Raw genomic sequence first — 23,502 nt, forward strand, 5'->3', positions numbered from 1 at the left:
TTCGAATTTATCGAAAACAAAAAGCCATGTTTTTGCAATGATTTTAATCAATTTATAAACTAAACTAAAAAGAAATGAAAAAACTTTTGAATTTTAGAATTATTAATCTTGTGATATTCGCAATTTTATTTTATTCCTGTATTGCGGAAGATAGTGTTTCTCCAATGGAATATCATTTGAAATCCTCATCCAGTTACGAATCTTCGGCTGAAGAAATTGGTTGGGAGTACAAGTTGGAATATATACAAAATAATAAGATCGATATATTGGAATCCAGTGGGATAAAACTGGTTGATTATTATGTTAATGGAAAAGTAAAATCTTTAAATGATATTGAAATAGTTAAGTCTAACATTCTTGATGATAAAAGCTTTATTCCACTTTTTGACAAAAGTATGGAAAAGGTTAAACCAATATCAATAGAGGATGCGAAAAAAATGGAAACTTCTGCACAAAGGTACACTGAAGATAGGTTAATATCATTTTTGGATAGTACAGTTTCCATTGGTGTAGATATAGTGAAAATTTTATGGAATTATAATGGATCAGAGTTTTATAGTACATGCATAGTGTCTGATGAACAGGGATTGATATATGATAATATAATTACAAACATTTTTATATTAAGTGCTTCTCAAAGTAATGTGCCCCATTCACATAAGCGATTAAAATCAGCGAGTGTTGAAACACAAAATGGACCAATAAGCTTTTCTAGAACAAAAGGTGGAACAGCATATTGGTTATGGGGATCAGAAAGAGGTTTTGCAGAAGTTTATTACAGCGTAAGTGGGATGGCAGTTAATGGTGTTAAATCAATCGATAGTTATTACCAATATGCGAATGACTATATGAGTATCGGAAAATCAGATTCAAAAGTAACTGTTCTTTCTGCACAAACTGGTACAAATGGACATTATAATGTTACGTGGGGTTGGTATATTGCTACACCAGCTTTTTCAATAGAATTGGTATTTACTGGATCTAGTTGGACTGTAGAGATAGGTACTTCATTAGGTACAGAAGCGCATGGGTCAGGAAGTGAGTATGTTTCACCAAATCAATTGAATTAAGATATGAAAAAGGTTTTGTTATTACTTAGTTGGATTGTAATTGTTGTACCGGTTTATTCACAAACCAATTCAGCATGGGCATCTAAAAGCATTTATGAAGTAGGTGATCCTATTTCTACTTGTGAATCGAATTTCGAAAATTTACTTCATAATTGGAATAAAGAGAATATTACCAATGCCGGGGATTTCCATATAATCGGTTATACTTTTGTTGAAGAATTAAACAACCAAGAGTTGATCAATAACTATATTAATTCACTCACAGGTAATGATGCTTTATTTTCCCGAGTTAGTTCCCACATGTCAGGAAGCGGTGATTCCTTATTAGAAGAGCAAAATTTTGATTTCTTCAGATTTAGGGAACTAGTAAATGCTGAAGGAATGAGCAAAGAAGAAGCAGAAAAAATGATGATGGCATTTGAGAAGGAGAGAGCAACACTTAAAAAAGCGGCGGATAAAATTTTGAATAAAGGGGACAAGGTGTATGCCGTGTTCTTTAGAAATAACGAATCGGTATATACTAATTATGTTATTTGCGATGGTGTAAATAATCTTGTCATTTGGGATAATCTCTTCCAGAATATCAAAGTTAAGGACCCAATGTAAAGAATATTTCAGTCCAAATGAATTGAATTATTAGTGATTTATAGGCTCAAAATATAAAATTAATGAAAATAAAATATTATTAGTTTTTTTTCTGATTGTAAGTGCAATAACATATGGACAAGATCAAAATTGGGATAAGGTCAGCATATATGGATACGGTGTCCCCTTGACCGGTTGCGAATCGAATTTTGAAAACCTGTTTGACAATTGGCCTAAGTGGGTGACCAATCATCAAGAGACAGAGTTGGTTTCTTATCACTATGTGGAGATATTAAATGACAGTCATCAGATAGACCGCTATGCGAAGAAAATGAATGGTTGGGAATCATTAATAAGTAGAAAAAGTGGGAAACATGGGGAAAGGGGTAATTCAGATACCACCATATATACAATGAAACTGTATTTTCATGCTGAGCCTTGGGAGGATGTTATTAAGGAAATGCCATTGGATTCCCTCCAAAAAATATCGTATAAGTCGGAAGTGGAAAATAGGTCCAAGATCATGAGAGATGTGTTTAAAGACAAAGTTCATATTGGGGATAAGGTATTTCTTGTCAAATTGGAAATAGAGGATAAGAAATATGATCATTATGTCATTTGCAGTTCTGTGGAAAATAAGGTTGTTTATGATAACTTATTTTTCGGCATAGAAGAGAAAAAAGATGCGCTGGATAGAATGTGTCGGCGCAGTGATATGCGAATCTTTAAGGAAAGATTATTCTAAGATCTATAACCATATAGGCTGGAGTTTATTCTTTCAAGTAGTTAGGAGAAAATGAAATATGGGGTGACTTTATTATATCTCGGAAGTGTATTTCTCACTTCAGAGAAACTTGTAAATAAGGAACAGGATCCGAAATTCTATTTTACCGGTATTGGCGCAGCCGCTTTATTCGTATTGGTTGGACTACTGGGAATGCGGAAAAGTGATATTGACAATGCGGTAAAAGCCGGGCTTTTTATAAAACTTATTTTTGGGGTTGGACTTGTTCAAGCCATTTTTGGAGGCTTACAGTACTTGGATATATTTCAATCCAATAATACAGCGTTCCCTATAACCGGAAGCTTTGATAACCCTGCTGGTTATGCGGCAGTCTTGGCTTTGAGCCTTCCATTCGGCTTGTATTTGTATGATATTTCAAAAGGGAATGAAAGGAATCTGATAGTTATAAGTCTTGTGTTTCTGTGTGTTTCGATAGTTTTAGCTGAATCCAGAACTGGGATGCTGGCCATGTTGGCCTCTTTTCTGGTATTTGTGGGTATTACAAAAGGGAGAGCATTGAAATTAACGGGTAAGAAAAAAGTGCTTATTCTTTCTGTTGTTGCTTTTATTTTGATTTCTTTTTGTCTACTTCTCTATTGGACAAAGAAAGATTCTGCTGATGGCAGGCTGCTTATCTGGAAAGTATCACTGGAAATGATCAGGGACCTCCCTTTGTTAGGCTTTGGCCTTGATGGGTTTAAAGCCAATTATATGGATTATCAGGCAAAATTTTTTGAGTCCAACCCGGAATCGGAATATAGTATTCTTGCGGATAATGTAATGCACTCTTTTAATGAGTTCTTGTTGCTTACGGTAAAATTTGGCCTACTGGGATTACTTTTCGTTTTGTTTAGTATAGGTTATCTGATTTTTAAAATAGCAAAATCTAGGTCTCTTTTTAGGTCTTTAACCTTAAGTGGATTAACTGGATTTTTTGTCCTTGCATCCTTTTCCTACCCCCTTGATTATGCCGCATGTTGGTTGTTGTTGGCTGTATTCTTGGCAATGGGTTTGCCGGGTTATGAGATAAAAATTAAACGCAAACAACGTTCCTTATTAAGGTTGACTATGGTTTTAGTTGGCTGTTGGAGCATGGTTCACTTTTATCATCAAGCCAAAGCTGAAATACAGTGGAAAGAAATAGCGGTCAGTTCCTTGCAAGGGAAAACTGAAGAAATGATGATGGAATATCGGAAGCTATATCCCAAACTGAAAAACAATCCTTACTTCTTGTATAATTATGCTGCGGAACTGAATGTGTTGCATCGGTATGAGGATAGTAATCTAGTTTTGGAAGAATGTAAAAAGAAATTGAATGATTTTGATGTCCAGTTGCTATTGGCAGATAATTATTCCGAATTGGATGCTATAGAAAAAGCAGAACAGCATTTTGAAAAGGCTTCCAGAATGATTCCCAATAGATTTTATCCCTTGTACAGATTGGTGAAGATTTATGAACGTAACGGAAATATAAAGCAAGCCACCTTACTAGCTGAAGGTTTATTGGAGAAAGAAGTGAAAGTGGAATCATCTATAATAGATGCGATAAAAAGAGAGATGAGGGAATTTGTTGAGAAAAACAGTGTTTCAGCCGCTTTATGATTTGGAAGTGAAATATGGGTTAAGGATTATAATGATTAAACCTATGAATTTGACAGCAAAGGTTCAATTGCTTCTTTTAATCGGCTTACTGGCCTTGGGACTGTATGCCGCTTTCCATGATTATGGCTTTATCGCCTTATTGTCAGGGATATTTTGTGGGAAGCTATCGACGTTTTGGTGGAAATCGCTAAAAGAGAAAAGAATAAATGAAGAGGCCTTGTAAGTTAAATAAATATGATTTGTTCGTATCCGCGGCATTGCATGCAGGCTCCAAGAATCAGTATTTCAAACGGAAACCCATAAAATGGCCCTTGGAGCATCTGTATTTGGGGCAATTGCGGAAGGCGTTAAGAAAATGAGTTAGCTTGCGAAGTGGACGAGCAAGATCCACTCATTTTTAGCCTGAAGCAATTGGTACAAAATCAAATTGGGTAAACCAAATAAAATCGTTAACGAAAATGGCCCAATTTGAAAGATGCTCCACAGGCCTAGATTTTTTGTTACTTTTTCATCAATGGAAAAAGTAAATAAAAGAAGAATTAAAGAAAAAATGTCTACTTAAAAGCAAGTGGTCATTCATAGAAAATATATGTTAAAATGAATAGAATTGATTAATGATATAATTTAAACCTAATAAAATAACTATGAAAACGACTAAAATTTTAACCCTAGTAGCCCTGTTTCACCTGGTGATTTTGTCCAATGGATGGGCTGCCGATGTTCCGCAGAATCAGCAAAAAGATCCTGAGGTAACCACCCTCTATCAATATGGAGCACCGTTGACTTCCAGTGAGGTGAATTTTGAGAACCTGTTTAGGAATTTTTCCCGTTTTGTCGAAAATTCGAAGGAGTTCGATCTTCTTTCTTATGAGCGGGTGGGTACGGTCAACAATAAGCGACAAGCTAAGAAATATGTCCAAAAGAATTTTGGCCCTGAGGCGGCCAAATGGGGATATACGAGTGGAATGGGAAGTACGTCTGATAAAGGATATGAATACCATGTTAAATTGACTATTGATACTTTTACCAATAGGGACAAGCCAGACATAGATGAATTTATTTCCACCATGAGCCATGAATATATCCAGAAAGGGGATGAGGTCTACAAGATCAAATTTGTATATGGCCCAAAAACCTATTACCACTATGTATTTGTGAACCCAAAGAGCCACAAGGTGCTATTGAAGGGGAATATGTTTGGGATGGATATTCCCATGGAGTTGGTGAAGCAGCATGAGGAGCGGCAGAAGCAAAAAGAATAATAGGGTAATGTTAAGTATGATTTGTCGATGCATTTAGTAACCATCTTCTTGTTTAATTGGTTACCTGTTTGCCGGAAGGCAAGGTTTGCTTAACTGATAGATTTCAAATAGCTAAACGTAATTTTTCCGTGAAGCAATTAAACAAACGACCTTGTCACAGCGGGGCAGCTGTCTAGACAGTTGAGCCCACTCTGTCCAATATAGTGGGGCAAAGGAAACAACATGCTTTATACGACTGTTTAAGGTTAACTCAATAATAGTATTTATGAAGAAAATATCAATAAATGGTACATGGGACTTGCCTTGTTTTTGGGAGGCTTTGCCATCATCGGCTTTGATGTTATCACTTGGAAAGAATCGTTTTATTTCCTGATTTTATCAGCTATTTTTTTCCTGCATAGTATGAAGTCATTACTGCCCAAAAAGCGTTACCAAACCAGTGAGCTGGTATTGACGGTGATATTTCTTTTGATAGTAGCTTTTATGCTTTATGATTGTGTCGTTACATTTCCCCACTTTTAACTGGTTCCAAGTCGTCAAGCTCCTCCTCAGTGAGCATCCTGCTACGGATCATAAATCTTTTTCCATAGGGGATTTCCAATGAGAAACTCGCCCCTCGGCCATCGGTGACATCCAAGGTCAGGTGGGTGTGCTTCCAGTATTCAAACTGGTCCTTGGACATGAAAAAATCACATCCATGCACATTGCCCAACCAGACATCAGAGGCTCCTGTTTTGAATTCTCCCTTGGCATAGCACATGGGGCTGGAACCATCACAACAGCCACCACTTTGATGGAACATCAAGGGACCATGGTCAGTTTTTAGTTGGTCAATTAATACTTTTGCTGCATCGCTAATACCTAGTCTTTGATAAGCCATAATTGCTTGTTTTGATGAAAAGAAAAGGGAGCTGCATCGACTCAGCTCCCTTATTACCCAAACAATACTCCTAGAAGAATCCTAGTTTATTTTTATCATAAGAGATCAGCATATTCTTGTTCTGGCGATAATGGTTAAGCATCATCAGGTGAGTTTCCCTACCAAATCCCGATTTTTTATAGCCTCCAAATGGTGCATGTGCCGGATAGGCATGATAGCAGTTGACCCAAACCCTACCGGCCTTGATTGCTCTGGGAACCTGATAGGCTTCATGGGCATTTCTGGTCCATACACCAGCTCCCAAGCCATACAGGGTGTCATTGGAGATCTCTATGGCTTCCTCTACATCCTTAAAAGTGGTAACCGAACTTACCGGTCCGAATATTTCTTCTTGGAATACCCGCATTTTATTATGGCCCTTCAATAGGGTAGGTTGGATATAATAGCCGTTTTCCAATCCGCTGTTCAAGCTGGCAGCCTTGCCTCCCGTAAGAACTTCCGCACCTTCTTGGTTTCCTATATCAATATAGCTGAGGATCTTTTCAAATTGGTCTTGGGAAGCTTGGGCACCCATCATGGTGTTTTTGTCCAAAGGATGGCCCATTTGAATAGCCTCGACTCTAGCGACTACCTTCTCCATAAAGGCATCGTAAATTTTTTCATGGACGAGAATACGGCTAGGGCAGGTGCAGACTTCCCCTTGGTTGAGGGCAAACATCACGGCGCCTTCTATACATTTGTCCAAAAATTCATCATCTTCATCCATCACGGATGGGAAGAAGACATTGGGGGATTTGCCGCCCAACTCCATGGTGACCGGATTGAGGTTCTCGGAGGCATATTGCATGATCAATCTACCTGTGGTAGTTTCACCGGTAAAGGCTACTTTTGCCACCCTTGGTGATTGCGCCAATGGTTTACCGGCTTCTGGGCCAAAACCATTGACGATATTCACCACACCTTCAGGGATCAAGTCGCCGATCAATTCCATGAGGACCATAATGGAGGCCGGGGTTTGCTCGGCAGGTTTAACGACAGTGCAGCAGCCTGCTGCCATGGCCGGAGCAATTTTCCAAGTGGCCATCAATAGGGGAAAATTCCATGGAATGATCTGGCCTACGACTCCCAAGGGTTCTTTTACATTCATTGATACCGTGAAGGCGTCCAATTCCGCCACAGAACCTTCTTCCGCCCTGATCACACCTGCAAAGTACCTAAAATGATCGACCACCAACGCTAAGTCAGCATTGATGGTCTCTCTCACTGGTTTACCATTATCAATGGTTTCTACGGCTGCTAGATATTCCAGTTTATTTTCTATTCTATCAGCAATCTTGAGCATGACATTGCTCCTTTCTGTTGCTGAGGAAGTGCTCCATTTTGGAAAAGCTTTATGGGCTGCATCCAAGGCCAATTCAATATCGGCAGCCTTGCTCCTTGCCACTTTGGTGAATGCTTTCCCATCTACGGGGCTGATGACTTCAAAATATTCTCCTCCCACCGGGGCCACAAATTTGCCGCCGATGAAATTGTCATAGTGGGGTTTAAATTCTGGTCGCGCCAACTGAGTAGCTGGCCTTTCTTGTGTGATAGTCGTCATATCATTTTGGGTTTTTGTACAGCAGCTAATTTGTGAAAGAATCAATGAAAAGTTTTTCAGGATAGTTTCATTGATTAGCACAATAATCTCATTTTGCGTAAAGCTTTGGATGATCGTCCCTTTTTGACTAATTTATTGGAGAATAATTGAAGAGTTTAAAATGCTGGATGCCATTAATTTAAAGGAGAAATACAAAATCTTTAGCACGCCAAAATCTGAAGTGGAGCATAGGACTGCCCATCAGGCAGACCATGCCGTGTTGAATGTGTATGAAACCAGCAGGTTGGCCCATAGTTTTGATCTCCAGTTTGATAATCCTGTTATCGTAAGTATGATTCAGGGCAAGAAAATCATGCACCTGAAATCACAGGATGGTTTTGAATTTTTGCCTGGACAATCCATCGTAATGCCTGCTTCTGAACTGATGTATATTGATTTTCCTGAGGCGACCCATAATGATCCCACCCAATGCTTGGCCTTGGAGATCAGTGAGGGATTTGTGCAGGAAACCATGGCTTGGCTGAATGAACACTTCCCAAAAGTGGATGAGGAAAAGTGGAGCTGGAGTAAGGATAATTTTTTGCTGATGAACAATCAACTGGTTCAGGAAAATCTCAATAGCCTGATCAGGGTGATGGTGGACAATGGCTTTGGAAAGCAAATGAAGGCCTCTAATACCACGCGTGAGTTGATCGCCAGTTTGATGCAAACGCAGGCCAGGCATTATCTTCTTCAAAATGTCGATAAGCTCAGTACCAGAAACCGCTTGGCCCATGTGGTCCGCTTTATCCGCCAAAATCTACAGCAAAACTTGGATATAAATGGATTGGCCAGTCAGGCTTGTCTATCTCGCGCTCAGTTTTTCAGGGCCTTTCAAAGGGAATTGGGAGAAACCCCTGTAAGGTTTGTCAATAGGGAGAGGCTGGAGCTGGCCAAGAAGCAAATCCTATGGAAGGGCAGCAATATCACAGAGGCCTGTTTTGAAAGTGGCTTTAGCAGTGTGAATTATTTTTCCAGGGTCTTCAAGCAATTTGAAGGCTTGTCCCCTACAGAATGGAAGGAAAGGGAGTTGGTAGGAAAAAGGCTTAGAGAAGAATAAAACCCGTGTTATAAGGTAGCCCTTCTTCTTCAGTCGTCCGTTTCATTGATTTTCTAATTGTCGTTTTACGTTTTTCAATGCTGACTTTGTGCAATATGTCTGGTACGGGATGAAAGCTTCCCTTTCTTTGGACAGGTTGTTGTCTTTAGTTTTTTGCAAATTTTATTAAAGGTTCAATTTTTCCATTATCAGCTTTTTTTAATGCGTCAATATACTCTTTCCTTATTTCGTTCGCTTTGACCATATTTGATTGATGCCACGAGAATATTTCTTTATCAAATATTGATTCGATAATTATGTCCGCCATCATTCTCGAATGCCTTCCATTTCCATTTGGGAAACAATGAATAGATACTATTCGGTGTTTAAATCTAATAGCAATCTCTTCAGGTGAATAGGTTTTATTTTCAATCCAATACTTTGTGTCGTCAAGTAGATTCTTTAATTCAATTCCGATTTGTATCCACGGAACTCCAATGTTTTTTTCGGTTTGCCTAAATTTACCTGCCCATTTCCATACTTCACCATACATGCGTTTGTGCAAGTTCTTAATAAACTTTTCGGTTAGAATATTTTCAGGCTTTAATTTTGTATGAATAGTCCATTCAACAGCTTTCTCGATATTCAATTGCTCAAACTCATCCAGTTCTCCTTGAGTAGTAATAGACTTTATTTTAAGACCTTCTTTTTCTTCTTCGTCTAAGGGTGTTTGACCGTTTTTATATTCGAATTCTAATCCCATAATGACTTTCTCATCTCTCGTTTTATTTCATCAGCAAGCTCTTTAATGATTTCGGCTATCTTTTCATCTGCTATTCCTTGGTCTTCTAATTTCATATTTTGATTGGTCCGTAACACTATCTTTTGGGCCAGTTTTTCTGCTTTCATTTGTATTAAATCATTGATGGTTCCATTTGTTGGGACCAGTGCATATACCAACTTCAAGTCCATTGCATTTGCTACATCTTTCAGAGAATTGAGCGTTATTGTTCCATTAGCTTCACTTTCCTCAATTCTCTTTACACCTTGTCTCGTTATATTTAATTTGGTCCCAAGTTGGGCCAGAGTCATATTGAGTGTGGTCCGAATTGTATTTATCCATCCACGTTCTGGGACCAATACCTTTCTGGATTCAGAGAATGGTTGTAGTTTTTGGTCCAGTTGCTCAATTAAAAGTTTTCGTTTATTTCTCATTATTTGTAAATTTATATGTTTACATAATGAATTAAATGTAAATATATTAGTTTAAAAATATATAAAAAAGTAAATATAAAAATTGACAAAACATACTAAAAGTAAATAAATGAGTTTACTTTTAGTATGTTTTTGAAATTAAAGCCAACTTAATTATATAGTTAACTAAACTAACCATTCTCAATACAGAGGAATAAAGTGAACTTGTTTTTCATTAAAGCCATTGTAAATGAGTGTCTTATTGAAATTATTTAACTGCGTTACAGTCAGTTTATTTAACTTTTAGAGATTAGCCCCGGATTTATTATCTTTAATGGTAATCCTCCTCAACTTTTTTTATGGTACGCTGGCTGATCTGTATGGTGCTTTTGATATTTTCATTGCCCAGCAATGCTTGGGTCTATCCTGAGCATAGGCAAATCGCTGTACTGGCGATCCAGCAATTAAGTCCTGAGCACCGAAGGGTCCTTGAGGCCATATGGACACAGATTCGGATAGGCCATGAAAACAGGCTATCTGTTTCCATCGTAGACCCTAGACATGGTTTGGATTCGGAAACCCTCGATCTTGCATCCTGGCCAGCTATTGCCGGAGACCATAGTTGTTCCCCAGAGCAAATGGTAAATATTATTCTTGACAGTGATTGGATTTTGGAGGTGGACCATATTGCTGCAAGATTAAGCAAGGATCTTGCAAAGGCCAAACGAGCGGATCAGACCTTAAATGCGATCCGAAATTCCGATATAAGACTACAACGCGCGGATATGGAATATGCCACACGTGCAGGATCCAATAATGTTCACTTTCTTCTGGCAAGGACCGAGGTAGATAAGACTGTGGAAGATTATTTCAGGGAATGTCTTAAAGAAGGAGCTCCGCTAAATGCCTTAGGTTCTTATGCCTATTACCATACCAAAGCCTTGGAAAGAGTTGTTCAGTCAAAGGCGACAAACCTCTCACAGGAACAACGCTCAGCGATCCTATTGGCAGCCTTGGCCAATGAGGCCTTTGCACTCCACTTTATACAGGATGTTTATGCTGCAGGACATGTAGCCGGTACTTGGGGGAATGCCGCCCAACGTAAAGGCACCCACGATCACTATAATGAGGCCGGGCTGGAGGTGGAGACCTGGGATAATGAGCGCTTTGTGCTTACCGGGGATGCTTATATGCGTCCTGTGGATGCTTCGGTCGCAGCAAAAGCCGTTCAAAGAAGTTTAGAGCAGTTTTGTACAGTAATGCTGCAGGAAACAAGTGAAGTAGCTTTGCCTTCAGATGCCCAAGAAATTATACCGGACACTTTTGATGTTTGCTCAAATAATGAAATGCCCAATATGGCCTTTGATATGGGATTACTGAACGAGGTGTTAATGAGCACGCCCATGCCTGGGCTTTCTGAAGGCTTGGGACAACTGGCTCGTTTTCGTACCGAGTTGGGTCCCTTTATCGGAGCATCATCATCCTTGGAGACCGCAGGTTTGAGAGGGGGATTCAGTCCATATCAGCATGAAAAGGCCTTGATTGGTAGTATTGAAGCTAACCTGATTTTTGGGCTTGGACTGGATGGTGTGATGAACAAGGCTGGGGATGGGCTGGCTTTTATCCAATTGGGTTGGCGGCAGGATTCACCGACTACCAGCCAGTTTGTGGATCCAAGTTTAACCTATCAGGGTAGCTCGGTAACCGCTACGATCCCTGGCAGATCGGCCTATAACCTAAGGCTACGCATGCCTTTTTGGCTTATTCCCGGTGATCTGATCCTTGCAGCCCCCTTTCTTTCCTGGATGGCTCCCCAGACCTTTCAGGGGATGGCCGTTACGGCGGGCAATGGAGGTCTGATTCCCTGGCAATCGGGAATATCGACCCCTATCGGTCGCTTCCAGTTCGTATTGGGGCGGGAAGTGGGGCTATCCTTTTACGGAATACGTAGAATTCGGGAATCTCTTGTTATCCCTGACAGAGATTTCAGTCAGGCCTTTTTGGTCGGCTATAGGTCTACCAAATGGGACTTCCCATTTCTAGAGTACCAACCCACCAGAACTTTCTCCAATACCCAAAGTGCCACCTTAAAGCTTCAATTCTCAATGGGCGTGGACATACCCCATAGGGAAAAGACCATTGCTCCCGAATCAGCTAGTCGTGTAGAGCTCAGTGAGATCTGGTATTTAGGCATGAGGCTGGTGTTTCATTGGAGGCATTATCTTAATTGATGGGGTAATCCGGTCCAGTATATTTCAGCAGCTATTTAATGTTGGTTTTTTCAATTATAACCTTATTTGATAAGCAATATACAAGCAGCTTGAAATGATTAATATATTGATCGCAGCGCGTGCTATCCATGGGGATTTTGAATAATCAATTTTCGCATAGTCACCTAAAACCACACAAAGGCCCATTAATAAAAACCAAGGAGTTAGTAGCAGGGTAAACTCCCTCTTTATGATCATTATTACCAAGTCATGTAAAAATCCAGAGACTGCAAAGGTGAAGATCAGAGAGAAGGCAGCGGGCAAAAATTGCTTAATGGGCTGGAAAATATACTTTCCCAAAAAGTAACTCCAAATAGGGTTCCAGTATTTCCAAAACGTAGAAAACTTTCCTGCTCCCAAAGAGCGATGCAGCATATTTCGAAGTGAATTATCTGCCCCCATTGGTACCCCATTTCTTTTCTTTATATAGTCAGATAAGTTCATACTAAGCCGTTTTAATATGCTGTGTGGAATTGATTGCAATAAGTGAATATAAATAAGGTCTAACAATTTGTGTTCCTAGTGACTTCAGGTTTTTTCCTTTTTGTTTTGAAGGGTATATCCAATAGCGGCTCCGATAGCAACTCCAATAGACACACCAATGGCGATATTGTCCATTGCCAGACCTATTGCCGCGCCAATTCCTGTTCCGATAATGATTCCTGTGCCTATATAATTCATTTCTTTCTTTTTCATGGTTTATGATTATGGTTTGGCCTATATAAGTGGCATTAATACCACATTGCCCTTCTTATGCCCTTTATCTATATATTGATGCGCATCAGCTAGCTGTTCTAATGGGTAGGTTCTGTCGATAACCAACCTGAGTTTTCCCGACTCAATGATCTCAATCAGAAACTTAAGTAGGCGCTTGATCTTTTTTTGGGGAAGGGCACCAGTTGCCGAGAACTTCGCCTTCTTTTTGCCAAAAACAGCAGTAAACATCATATCACTCAATAAGGGCATACCCAGTACAGGAGATGCATATACACCATGCTCAGTCAAAGCATTTCGACACTCTGCAAATGAACGCTTGCCTACAGTATCGTAAATAATATCATAAGTATTGGCATTCGTAGTGAAATCCTCCTTGCTATAATCAATCACATGATCAGCCCCCAATTCTTTTACCAAGTCGATGTTTTTGCTGCTGCATACTCCGGTAACCTCCGCTCCAAAGTATTTGGCAATTTGGACAGCTGCTGTTCCCAGTGATCCTGAAGCCCCATTGATCAATACTTTCTGGCCTGATTTGATATTGCCCAGGACACAGAGGAAATTGAGCGAAGTGATACCGCCATCACAGAGGCAAGCAGCTTCTTCATAACCAAGGTTTTTGGGTATATGGGCGACAATTCCATCTTCGGGTACAGTAACAAATTCTGCATAAGTCCCCATGCTAGCGATGTTCTCACCAAAAACCTTATCGCCCACTTTGAATTGAGTGACTTCTGAGCCCACGGATTCAACAATACCTGCGAAACCTGTTCCCCAGATGGGTTTTTTCGGCTTGGTAAGTCCGATCATCAAGCGACCAATATAGGGTTTCCCAGTTCGCATCATGGTATCAGCTTTGGTCACTGAAGAGGCATGGATTTTAATCAATAGCTCATTAGGTTTTGCTGTTAGCTTGGCTACCTTACCTATTTTGAAAATTTCTGGAGATCCGTAGCCTGTTGTGATAATAGCTCTCATAATTGATGTGTTTTTTTCAAGATGATGATGCTAAGTTGCCACTTTGGTTTTGCATCAGGGTTCGGATGCTCAAGTGTGTGTTCGGAATTATAAATCGGAACTAAAAAAGTATTTAAATTATGTTATGCTTCTTTAACTTCAATAGCCTGACAAGCCAAGAATTGTGAATCCTGACTTGTCAGACTAAGTTTAAAAATTCCACCCTAAGTAAATCTGTGGCTCAAAAAGAAAGTAGTTTCTCCATTTATCGTCCAACTGCTTAAATCCATCAGGGGCATTGTTATCAGAGGTCCAGAGCATACAATTAACCTGTGGTTCTATGAAAAAATGCTTTTTCTTACCAAATGCGATATGGTAGCCCAAATGATACGAAGTATAAACTTTAAAACCATTTCCAATTTTTTCACCGTCTAGATCCGTATAGGTTTGAAATTGCGGTAGAACCTCAACAGTTGCAAATAATCCTTTCCATAGCATACGTTGGTACGTTATACCTATTCCTGTTGCTCGCACATGACCTGGATAATATTCACTTTCTGTCTCTATCTTATCTAAAAGACCATCCCACCATGTGATTCCCATTGGTTGAAACAATCTCCAGGAGGCAAGCTTCACTCCTAGGATGTTCTTATTATCTAGGTTGCGTTTTATATGAAGCTCTAAGTGTTGTGTACTAGTATGGTCATTCCAGGAATCTCCGATAAGTCCTTCAGGAACAAAATAAGGTATACTTACCCGCCACTTATGTGCTACTTCAGTTTCATTACTCTCCGAAGAGTTAGTTTGAGCAATAGCACTAAGCGTGCAAGAAAATAATAGAATTGCAAATATGTTTTTCATAATAATTATGTTTTAAGATTACGAGAGCAAAGGTGGAGGTTCAAGGGACTAAAAATGTTCGTAATCTCAAGTGGATGTTTGTAATTACATATCCGAACCAAAAAAGGAAAAATCCATGGCTTTACTTCTTCAAAAATTGCTTTGGGGTAAGACCGGTTTCCTTCTTAAAATAAGTGTTGAAAACGGTTTTGGAGTTGAAACCGCAGTCGTAGGCAATGGCCATAATGGTAAGATGGGCATTTTCAGGATTGAGGGCCAGTTGCTTGAATTCTTCTACTCGGTAGTGATTGACAAACTCGTTGAAGTTCTTTCCAAAGCCATTGTTCAGCAGCCATGAAAGTTGGTTGGCATGTATGCCGATTTGAGCGGATAGTGATCGCAAGGAAAGGTCCGGTTGTAAATGTGGTCTTTCTGTATTGAAGACTTGTATCAACCTTGCTTTGTAAGCTGCTGCCGTTTCCTCATCCAACAATGCACTCTTTTTGCCCGCTTCATTATTTATATCAAAGAGGTCTTGCGGAAAGAGTTGATGATGAAATTCGGTATAACGAGGGTCCTTCTTTATAGGGCTTACAAGCGGATCAGCATATCGAAGCAATAAGAGCGGAGAACCCTTTTTTATAGCAGCTTCCACCCAGGCAAATGCCTCCTCATTTCTATTCATTGCCCCAGCCAGTAAGAAGAGATAGGAGTCAGCGGTAAAACCATCATCTCCATTGGCCAGTGTTATCAAGGTTTCCTCAGTTCTTTTCGCATTGGCATTATCTTCCATCAGCGCATAGCCTATTGCCTGGCTGCCTGCTTTTTCACCAGGAACTACTATTTCTGGAGGCAGCGCATCAAAGTAATTGACAGCCTCTTCATATCGACCCAATTTCAATAGACAGAGCGTTTTTACAGCATGAACCGGAATATTCATGGGGTTGACTTCTAGGCAAGCGTCCAATTGTTTTAAGGACTTGGTGTAGTTTTCTGTCATATACTCGACATAGCCACTGAAGAATTGCGTTTCCTGTGAAAGTGGATCAATGCTCAATGCATTATCCAAATGGGCTCGGGCTTTGGACTTCTTTCCCGCCAGGGTGTAGAGAAATGCCATAAATTGCTGGGATTCTACATGGTTTGGGTTCAGGCTCACCGCCTTGCTTGCATGTTCAAATGCTTCACGGTAGTTACAATGGATGAAGAAAGCCAGGTTGGCCAGTTGGTAGTAGGCTTCCGGTAAATTCTCGTTTATCTCCAATGCTTTCTTTGTCAGTTCCGCACATTTGCCCCATCCCTCTTCGAATGGAATGGAAGCAACGGTGGCCAAAAAACTGTGGGCATCTGCCAAACCGATCAGCGCCTCAGCATGGTTAGGGTCAATTTCCAGGGCCTGCTGGTAAAATATAATTGACTGTCTTACATCTTCTGGGTTCCATTTATTGAAGGTCTGCCGACCTTTGAGATAGAGTTGGTATGCTTCTACACTTTTGGTCTTTATATCAACCAGGTGTTCCTGGATTTCAAAGTGTCCAAAATGCTCACGTAATCGCTCGGCAATGAGCAAGCTGATCTCGTCCTGCACTTCAAAGATATTATCGAGTTTTCTGTCCCAGGTTTCTGACCAAAAGTGGAAATCCTCAGCTGCATCTATCAACTGCGCTGTGATGCGCATGGAATTTCCAGCCAGCCGAACACTGCCTTCAAGCAAAGTGGAAACGCCCAATTGCTTGCCTATTTCGGGTATCCTAATGTTTTTTCCCTTGAAATGAAATGTGGAAGTTCGGGAAGTGACCTTAAGTCCATCTATCTTGGCCAAGGCATTTATGATCTCCTCCGTAATACCATCACTAAAATACTCGTTCTCCTCACTCGCACTCATGTTTACGAAAGGAAGCACTGCAATAGTTTTGTCAGATAAATGGGGAGTAGGATTCATTTTATGCTTGCCTGATGATCGTCTTTTATTTTGAAACAAACAAAGCCAAATTAGTAATAAGGTTTGATGATTGAAATGTGTTATCAACCGACTGGATAATAAGAGCTGTATGAATCGAGAGGTTCACGTACGGTTCTGTGAGAGGTTTAGGGGTGGAAATCCCCTTTACCTACTCGACTGTGGTGTCGTTTTTTATTTTAGTTCAATATTAATTGGATATGTATATCGCTGTTTAATTGGTTTTCCATAAAGGTAAGCAGGTTTCCAATTTGGCATTTCTTCGAAAATTTGGACAACTTTACTATCTACTTTTTCACTAATTCCTCTCATTATTTTTATGTCCGATATTTCTCCATCTTCCATAATCGCGAACTGAATAAATATTTTCGTTTGAATTCTATCACCCAAATCTTCACCTTCAATTTTTAATCTATCATTGATAAATTTTAACATCGCAATCGTGCCCCCTGGAAATTCAGGCTCAATTCTCCAATTATCTGTGTTTTCTAAACTGTCTGCTTTTGCGGTTGCTTTTTTCAAAAAGTCAACTCCATATTTTTTCTTCAGTAAATCCGTCAAAGTCGAATCATAGCAATTGTAGTAGTTCAAAGAGTCTTGGTCGATAAATCTCCATTGCACATTGTATTCTTCTCGAAGAACAAATAGATACGTGTTTTCAGTCGGAAGAAATTCTAAAGAATGGAAAAAGTAATTACCCTCTTTGTAATCCTTCTTAGCCTTTACTTCCGCTTTCTTGCATTCGGACTGTCCAAAAGCAGTTAATCCGGCAAAAATTAATACTATGATAGATATATTTCGTTTCATTTTAAATGCACCACAACGGTAACGTATAAGAATAGTAGCGGATTTTCACACACTAACTTTTCAGTTAAACACAGACCTTTTTTATTTTTACTTACTTTCGTTTTAGCGATTAAACCGCTATTATTTTTAGTTCCCATGATATAACCTGTTCGTTTTAGATTAAGAACCAAAACCTATCAATCATGGAAACGGAAACTTCACCTAAGATATTCATTGGAATTGATGTTCACAAGCAACAGTGGAGGGTAAGCATTTTTTCTGAAGATACGTACCATCGTACTATCAGTCAGTTATAATGGATTGGCTTTGTCCATTCATGACTCTTCATAAACGGGGAATTGCAAATTCCATGGATAGGAAGGTGTAGTCACAGACTACACCTAGTGGGGGGCCTTTTTTATGTCCTATTTGTTAATTTTTTAATATATGAGTTCAATGTCATTAGAGGCATGAGATAGCAAAATACAAAACTTGCCATCAATAGAAGTAAAGCAACTTTTAATATTGCCGATTCATATCCTTTTTCAATAAGGCCATATGTCGCCATGGCAAATACTATAAAGAAAGCTATCAAGTGTTCTATCAAGTAAATTTTTATAGATACTTTCACTTTATTGTCTGTTTTATCCAAGTCAATATGACCTTTATTGAATTCTTTAAAGCTTGTCTTTGCGCTGAACTCAGGTCCACTGACTATTCTAATTTTGTTGCCTATTATCTCAATTTCATTTCCCGATTTAATTAGGTCTTTGGATAAACCATTTATTATGTCTTCATATTTGATTGAATTCTCAAGGTTTATCTTTGCTTTTTTCTTTATTGAAATAGGATATGGCATTTGTCTTTGAGCACTTAATTATTAGATTACTTTCTTGTTCACCTCAAAATTTCACAAAACGGTCTTGCTATGCGCAGTGTGGGATTTCAAGGTACTTCACTATCCATTTACCGATTAGTTGATTTAATGTATTTGCTTCCATTGGTTTTATGGTGTATACCAAATTACTCTCTGCTTATTTTGTTCGTTTAGTAGGCTTAAGTGAGGTTTTGGGGTGCTTCCATCGAAAATCAACTTGGATGAAAATAGCAATTTCTCCTTATTCCAGAATGCTACCCAATGAGGTGTTAAAGGCTCGGTTTGTTGAAGAATGGTTTGACGTTTTCCACCGGCATTGATTAAGTCAAAAGACCTTCTGCCCCAATAAGAAATCAGTAGCTCTCCATTAGCATAATCTGCGTCAAATACTTGATTTCGATTCATTGGTGCATTTTCCACCTTGTGGTCAATTAGTTCATCCCATTTTTTGAGGATGGTTCCGTTTTGTTGTACCAAATAGCAAAAGTTATCGCCCAATAAAAGGATTTTGTTACGCTCAACTGCTCGAATTCTTTTTATGGGATGTTCAAATTCGAAATACTTTGTTGGTTGTTCTCCTTTTTTCAAGCTATATACTTTAGGGTATTTTCCAAATACCATTTGATTATCAGAAAGCATAAAAAATCCACCTTCCCCAATCCTGTAATCGTCTTTAAACCAATTCCATATAACCATTGGTTCTTTACCGTTGGTAGATTTTAAAACCCTTACTTGAAATTCGTCTGAAGCTTGCAAATACTTCCTTTCTATAAGGTAGATTTTATTTTGCTTATTATAAAGCATATAGTCGCTTGCTGCATACTTGGACTGAATAAATACTTTTGGTTGAGAACCTTTTGTCCAGATCATTACGCAGGCATAATGGTTTCGGTCATTTATTGGGTTGATATACGACCATAGCACGTTCTCACCCATAGTAACCATATTTCCTGTTGGGTGTGCAAATGCAAAGGAAGAGAGGAAAAACAGAACTGTTCCTAATATGGTGCTCCTGATATTTAGGGTTTTCATTTTTTCAAACCTGCTTATATAGTTAACTAAATTAACTATATATTCTCAATATACAGGAATAAAGTGCGGCTCACTAAGAATGGCACAGCGTTCTGAAGGCTTTTATGGTGCTTTGTTCTCTTTTAAGGCCCAACTAAATTATGATTTTAACAATAGAAGATAGCCCACTTAAATCAGATTAATTGCCTTTTCCTACTTCATCTAGGCTAATTATAACCTTTTCACTTAATGAATTGCTTTTTGATACCAATCGATGGTCAACCCAAATACAGAGTTTACTTTGGTCACCTTCAATATCAGGACTCCAGTCCTTTTTCCAAATAATATCAATATCGTGGCCGTGATACCTGATATTGCCCAAATAAAAGTAATCCCATTTGTCATTTGGTAGAAGTGTTTGCAGAGAAAATTCATCTTTGTGCGTGGCTTTAAAGCCTAGTAAATCTGCAATCAACATATCAGGGAAAGTGGAATGGAAATAATCTTTGACTCCTCCAAATTGTTCCCCATTGCTGGGGATGTACCATTCCCCTATATTTCGCTCCTCTCCATGCATATCAACCAGTTTTTTTATTAAGTCATAGAGAAGTTCTTTGTCGGATTCGGTGATTTCCTTTTTGTAGTTTTTCAGGTAGTTGGCATAAGCTTTATTTACCACGGAATTTTGAAAAGGCCAGCCTCTTCCGTTCCAGGCATAGGCTTCTTCATTGTACAATGGATGCTGCATTTCGGCAGTGGTCATTCCCTTTTCATTGTAAAATCCATTTTGGGAAGAGAGCATTTCCCAAGCAACGTCATATTTTTTATCATCTTTGGGAACCATATTAAAATACCAAGGTGTATAGCCTACAGACTCTCTTACCCTTGATAGTTTGTCCTTGACCCCATAAGCATTATCGGCAGCTGTATACGAATAGAAAAACTGTCCCTTTTCATCCCAAAGTACTGATAGCGCTTTTTGCTGCAATGAGTCTGCTCTATTTAGGTAGGTTTCGCTTTTTAAACGATCTGATTGTTGACCGGATTCATCGGCTTTTAAACCATAAAGATTACTCAAAGAGCGTAGGTTTGCATAATAATAGCTGTTGATGGATGGGCGAACTAAGTATAGCAAAGGGTAGCCATGGGCAAAAGCTTTGGGATTAGCTTTTGTGTGTTCAGCACCTTGGAGGTTTCCAATGGTGTTCCATCCCAGATAATATTTCTTCCAATCTTGTTCCGTGTAAATAGCATAGGGACCATCACTTTCTATAAGGGGCATGGTTGCTGAAATAGTAAACTCCATACCATCATACAGATCAAGAACCTTATATAGGCCATTTGTTTTTGCACCTTCTTTGTGGACCATGAATTTTTCATCCCATACTTGTTGGTGTTTTTCCAAATAAGGAAGCAAAGCATCACGCCAAGCATTATCAGGATGAACTTTTAGAAATGCTTCTGTACCATCTATCATCCAACTAGAAAAATGATGGCTTTCTGGTCGTTTAATGTAGCTATGAAAATTAGGTCCTTCACGTTGGTCATGTTTTGAAGCGTATCCCTTCATATAAAAGTCGATATAGGATTCCATATATTGTGGATCTCTTAACCAACGCAGGTCATAAAATTGATGTCCAGCCGGACAAGATATCGCTCCGCTAACACTGCCATGGGCCGGCCATCCAAAGAATTCTGTGAAGACCCAATAGTCCTTGTTTTCCTCAGGGTCTTTCCATGAACGTAGGTGTTTAGAAATCATCCACCAACGGTAATTGTAGACTTCAGTAAATTCTTTATCAGAAGATATAAATAAGGGGATATTGTCCTGCAGAAACGTACTGTTGTTGCTGCTATTATAAGGACCGTCAGATTCAGGCCTGTCTTTGTATGCGTTAAACTCCACTATATCATTCAATAATGAATCTTTAGCTTCACGCTTTAGGCGATTTAGTTCGGCTGTATAATCCGGTTCTGCTTGATTACAGCTAATGATGGTGCAAATTATAAGTAACAGCGATAGCACAGGGTAATATTGGGTTCTAGCTTTTGAAAAATGAAATATCATAATTAATATCTTCGTGTAAATAATATGCAATCTGTGTGTAAACCAAAGGAATGTCTATGACAGGGACTTTTAGGCAAGTACTTTTTAATGCTAATTAGGTCATATTATAATTCCACCATCTTGCCCGTCTTTACGGATTCATCACAGGCAAAGGCTACCTTTAGGCTATTGACGGCATCCTCCAGATGGGAGGCCAGGTCTATATCCTCTTGGATGGCCTTGAGGAAGTAGGCCTGCTCACGGTCGCAAAGTTCCTGGTGGCCGGGTTCATCTTTCATTTCTACCCATTCGTCCTTTTTTACAAATTCATTATTGGCATCAATGGTAGCATGGTGGATGCGGATGGATTCGGTTTTGGTATGGTCATCCACGGAATCAGATTTGCCTGCCCCACTGGCTTCCTTGGCCACGATAGAGGCCGATCCCTTAGGCCCAAAAACATCTTTCACAAAAAAGGCCGTTTCGCTGACCATAGGCCCCCAGCCAGCTTCATACCAGCCTACCGAGCCATTTTCAAAGGTGATCTGTAATTGTCCGTAATTATAATTGTCCTCAGGGATATCATCGGTCAGCCTAGCGCCAATGGCCGATACCCTAACAGGTTTGGAGCCGGTCATCTGGCACATCACATCTATATAATGCACGCCGCAGTCCACGATGGGGCTAAGGCTTTTCATCAGGTTTCTATGCACATCCCACATGCGGCCATGGCTTTGCTGATTGAGGTTCATACGCATCACCAGAGGCTGTCCCAATCCTTGGGCGATCTCCGTAAACTTCATCCAGGAAGGATGATGCCTAAGGATATAACCTACGACCACTTTTTTATTGGCTTCTTTGGCTGCTTCCACTATCCTCTCAGAACCGGCAACAGTATCTGCCAAGGGCTTTTCTATAAAAATATGGCAGCCTGCTTCCAGGGCCTTTAAAGCATATTCCTCATGGGTGTCAGGATAAGTGGCAATACATACTGCATCTGGTTTTGTAATGCTCAAAGCCTCAAAATAGTCGGAGAATAAAGGGTAGTCTGTACCCATTTTCTCATTGAGTTCCTGATTACTGTTACCTCTGGCTACCAGGCCACAAATCTCGAATCCGTCCAGTTGGTGATACGCTTGGGCATGGGAGGCGCCCATATTGCCACAGCCTACCACCAAAATTCTTAAAGGATGATGCATCATTATAAATCGTTTTATTCTTTGTTTCTAAAATTTCAAATATAGTAAATCCGGGAGATTTAGTTGAATAATATGGTTTTCACCCAAGCTGGTAATTCTGCTTTAGATAAAACCCCAGTGCTAGTTTTGTGCTTTTATAAATCTTATTGGTTGGAAATAATATTCTGATTTCACCTATGAGGGTCATTTTTTCTAATGTTTAAGTTTGTCTTATTTGGGCACCTCTTCATTTCTTTTATTCATAATGAATAGTTTTTTAATGGCTTTCATGAATGCTTCGCATTTATCTTAGATGAAAAGAAACGAAGCAAAGAAAAATCAAGACACAGCTAAAGCTTCTACCCTCAAGGCCACCGCTGGCCTCCGCCTCGGCGGATCAACCTCCCCGCAATTATTCTTTTGAGCAACCAGTTTTTAAATAGCCCAAGGGGTTAATAAACTCTCATAGTAGATCCGCCTTGCAGGTATTGGGCGTTAAGAAATTAAAGAAGTGGGTAAGCAAAAAGGCAGGCCTGCCTGTCTGCCGACAAAGGTAGATTTGACGAAATGATGCACTTTAAAGTGAATGGGAGCTTAAAAAGAGGAGTTGGCCTGCATGAGGGATGGCTTTATTTTAGCCCAATAGATGCACAGCGACGGGGTTTCCTGCCTGCCGGCAGGCAGGTTGGGTTACTTTTTTGACCTGAAGCAAAAAAGTAACAAAGGAAGGATTGATCCATAATAGGAGGATTAATCTAACAAAAAAATCAGTACCCATTAATAAGTCATAAAGAACCAAAGTAT

At 39.5% G+C, this 23,502-nt stretch carries 22 protein-coding genes; 8 read left to right on the top strand and 14 right to left on the bottom strand.

All coding sequences use genetic code 11. The features are described from left to right. Positions 1–74 precede the first annotated feature (74 nt). The 6 genes from H7U17_RS01855 (at position 75) to H7U17_RS01880 (ending at position 5,303) form a co-directional block, all read left to right on the top strand. The gene (locus H7U17_RS01855) at positions 75–1,070 is read left to right on the top strand and encodes a hypothetical protein (protein ID WP_186754183.1); all 996 of its coding nucleotides are present in this window, start codon (positions 75–77) and stop codon (positions 1,068–1,070) included. Positions 1,071–1,073: 3 nt separating this feature from the next. After that, the gene (locus H7U17_RS01860; protein WP_186754185.1) at positions 1,074–1,676 is read left to right on the top strand and encodes a hypothetical protein; all 603 of its coding nucleotides are present in this window, start codon (positions 1,074–1,076) and stop codon (positions 1,674–1,676) included. A gap of 166 nt (positions 1,677–1,842) precedes the next feature. Then, a complete protein-coding gene (locus H7U17_RS01865) occupies positions 1,843–2,400 on the top strand; it encodes a hypothetical protein (protein WP_186754187.1) in 558 nt (185 codons plus the stop codon). Between the two features lie 51 nt (positions 2,401–2,451). Then, complete coding sequence (locus tag H7U17_RS01870; protein ID WP_186754189.1) at positions 2,452–4,041, top strand: O-antigen ligase family protein; 1,590 nt, start codon at positions 2,452–2,454, stop codon at positions 4,039–4,041. Positions 4,042–4,084: 43 nt separating this feature from the next. Further along, positions 4,085–4,264: a hypothetical protein gene (locus tag H7U17_RS01875; RefSeq protein ID WP_186754191.1), complete on the top strand. Its 180-nt coding sequence runs from the start codon at positions 4,085–4,087 to the stop codon at positions 4,262–4,264. A 421-nt stretch (positions 4,265–4,685) separates the two neighbouring features. Beyond that, complete coding sequence (locus H7U17_RS01880) at positions 4,686–5,303, top strand: hypothetical protein (protein WP_186754193.1); 618 nt, start codon at positions 4,686–4,688, stop codon at positions 5,301–5,303. Positions 5,304–5,805: 502 nt separating this feature from the next. Here H7U17_RS01880 and H7U17_RS01885 read toward each other — a convergent pair. Both H7U17_RS01885 and H7U17_RS01890 read right to left on the bottom strand, forming a co-directional pair. Next, positions 5,806–6,183 carry a DUF779 domain-containing protein gene (locus H7U17_RS01885; RefSeq protein ID WP_186754195.1) on the bottom strand — a complete coding sequence of 126 codons (378 nt, stop codon included), beginning with the start codon at positions 6,181–6,183 and terminating at the stop codon, positions 5,806–5,808. A gap of 70 nt (positions 6,184–6,253) precedes the next feature. After that, entirely contained in the window at positions 6,254–7,783 is a 1,530-nt protein-coding gene (locus H7U17_RS01890; RefSeq protein ID WP_186754197.1) for an aldehyde dehydrogenase family protein, read from the bottom strand. A 160-nt stretch (positions 7,784–7,943) separates the two neighbouring features. Here H7U17_RS01890 and H7U17_RS01895 point away from each other — a divergent pair, with 160 nt between their 5' ends. Continuing rightward, a complete protein-coding gene (locus H7U17_RS01895) occupies positions 7,944–8,882 on the top strand; it encodes a helix-turn-helix domain-containing protein (RefSeq protein ID WP_186754199.1) in 939 nt (312 codons plus the stop codon). Positions 8,883–9,027: 145 nt separating this feature from the next. Here H7U17_RS01895 and H7U17_RS01900 read toward each other — a convergent pair whose 3' ends face one another. After that, positions 9,028–9,624, bottom strand: a complete 597-nt coding sequence (locus H7U17_RS01900; protein WP_186754201.1) for a mobile mystery protein B — start codon at positions 9,622–9,624, stop codon at positions 9,028–9,030. Continuing rightward, positions 9,615–10,076, bottom strand: coding sequence for a mobile mystery protein A (locus H7U17_RS01905; RefSeq protein ID WP_186754203.1), 462 nt, complete (start codon positions 10,074–10,076; stop codon positions 9,615–9,617). The genes H7U17_RS01900 and H7U17_RS01905 overlap by 10 nt, the downstream gene beginning before the upstream one ends. 338 nt (positions 10,077–10,414) lie before the next feature. Here H7U17_RS01905 and H7U17_RS01910 point away from each other — a divergent pair, with 338 nt between their 5' ends. Continuing rightward, positions 10,415–12,286 (top strand): hypothetical protein, encoded by a 1,872-nt coding sequence (locus tag H7U17_RS01910; RefSeq protein ID WP_186754205.1) that lies wholly within the window; start codon positions 10,415–10,417, stop codon positions 12,284–12,286. A 54-nt stretch (positions 12,287–12,340) separates the two neighbouring features. Here the strand turns inward: H7U17_RS01910 and H7U17_RS01915 are convergent, their stop codons facing one another. The 10 genes from H7U17_RS01915 to H7U17_RS01960 all read right to left on the bottom strand — a co-directional run bounded on the left by H7U17_RS01915 (position 12,341) and on the right by H7U17_RS01960 (position 22,719). Next, entirely contained in the window at positions 12,341–12,769 is a 429-nt protein-coding gene (locus H7U17_RS01915) for an MBOAT family O-acyltransferase (protein ID WP_186754207.1), read from the bottom strand. Positions 12,770–12,853: 84 nt separating this feature from the next. Further along, complete coding sequence (locus H7U17_RS01920; RefSeq protein ID WP_186754939.1) at positions 12,854–13,021, bottom strand: hypothetical protein; 168 nt, start codon at positions 13,019–13,021, stop codon at positions 12,854–12,856. 21 nt (positions 13,022–13,042) lie between these two features. Continuing rightward, positions 13,043–14,020, bottom strand: coding sequence for an NAD(P)-dependent alcohol dehydrogenase (locus H7U17_RS01925; protein WP_186754209.1), 978 nt, complete (start codon positions 14,018–14,020; stop codon positions 13,043–13,045). 189 nt (positions 14,021–14,209) lie between these two features. Continuing rightward, a complete protein-coding gene (locus H7U17_RS01930) occupies positions 14,210–14,860 on the bottom strand; it encodes a hypothetical protein (protein WP_186754211.1) in 651 nt (216 codons plus the stop codon). A gap of 121 nt (positions 14,861–14,981) precedes the next feature. Beyond that, entirely contained in the window at positions 14,982–16,820 is a 1,839-nt protein-coding gene (locus H7U17_RS01935; RefSeq protein WP_230981232.1) for a helix-turn-helix domain-containing protein, read from the bottom strand. A gap of 153 nt (positions 16,821–16,973) precedes the next feature. Further along, positions 16,974–17,606 carry an energy transducer TonB gene (locus H7U17_RS01940; RefSeq protein WP_186754214.1) on the bottom strand — a complete coding sequence of 211 codons (633 nt, stop codon included), beginning with the start codon at positions 17,604–17,606 and terminating at the stop codon, positions 16,974–16,976. Between the two features lie 397 nt (positions 17,607–18,003). Then, complete coding sequence (locus H7U17_RS01945) at positions 18,004–18,444, bottom strand: hypothetical protein (protein ID WP_186754216.1); 441 nt, start codon at positions 18,442–18,444, stop codon at positions 18,004–18,006. 147 nt (positions 18,445–18,591) lie between these two features. Then, positions 18,592–19,494, bottom strand: coding sequence for a hypothetical protein (locus H7U17_RS01950; protein ID WP_186754218.1), 903 nt, complete (start codon positions 19,492–19,494; stop codon positions 18,592–18,594). Positions 19,495–19,672: 178 nt separating this feature from the next. Further along, positions 19,673–21,541, bottom strand: a complete 1,869-nt coding sequence (locus H7U17_RS01955; RefSeq protein WP_186754220.1) for an MGH1-like glycoside hydrolase domain-containing protein — start codon at positions 21,539–21,541, stop codon at positions 19,673–19,675. Positions 21,542–21,645: 104 nt separating this feature from the next. Beyond that, positions 21,646–22,719: a Gfo/Idh/MocA family protein gene (locus H7U17_RS01960; RefSeq protein WP_186754905.1), complete on the bottom strand. Its 1,074-nt coding sequence runs from the start codon at positions 22,717–22,719 to the stop codon at positions 21,646–21,648. Between the last annotated feature and the right edge of the window lie 783 nt (positions 22,720–23,502).

Source organism: Echinicola salinicaeni (assembly GCF_014280965.1).
Lineage (GTDB): Bacteria > Bacteroidota > Bacteroidia > Cytophagales > Cyclobacteriaceae > Echinicola > Echinicola salinicaeni.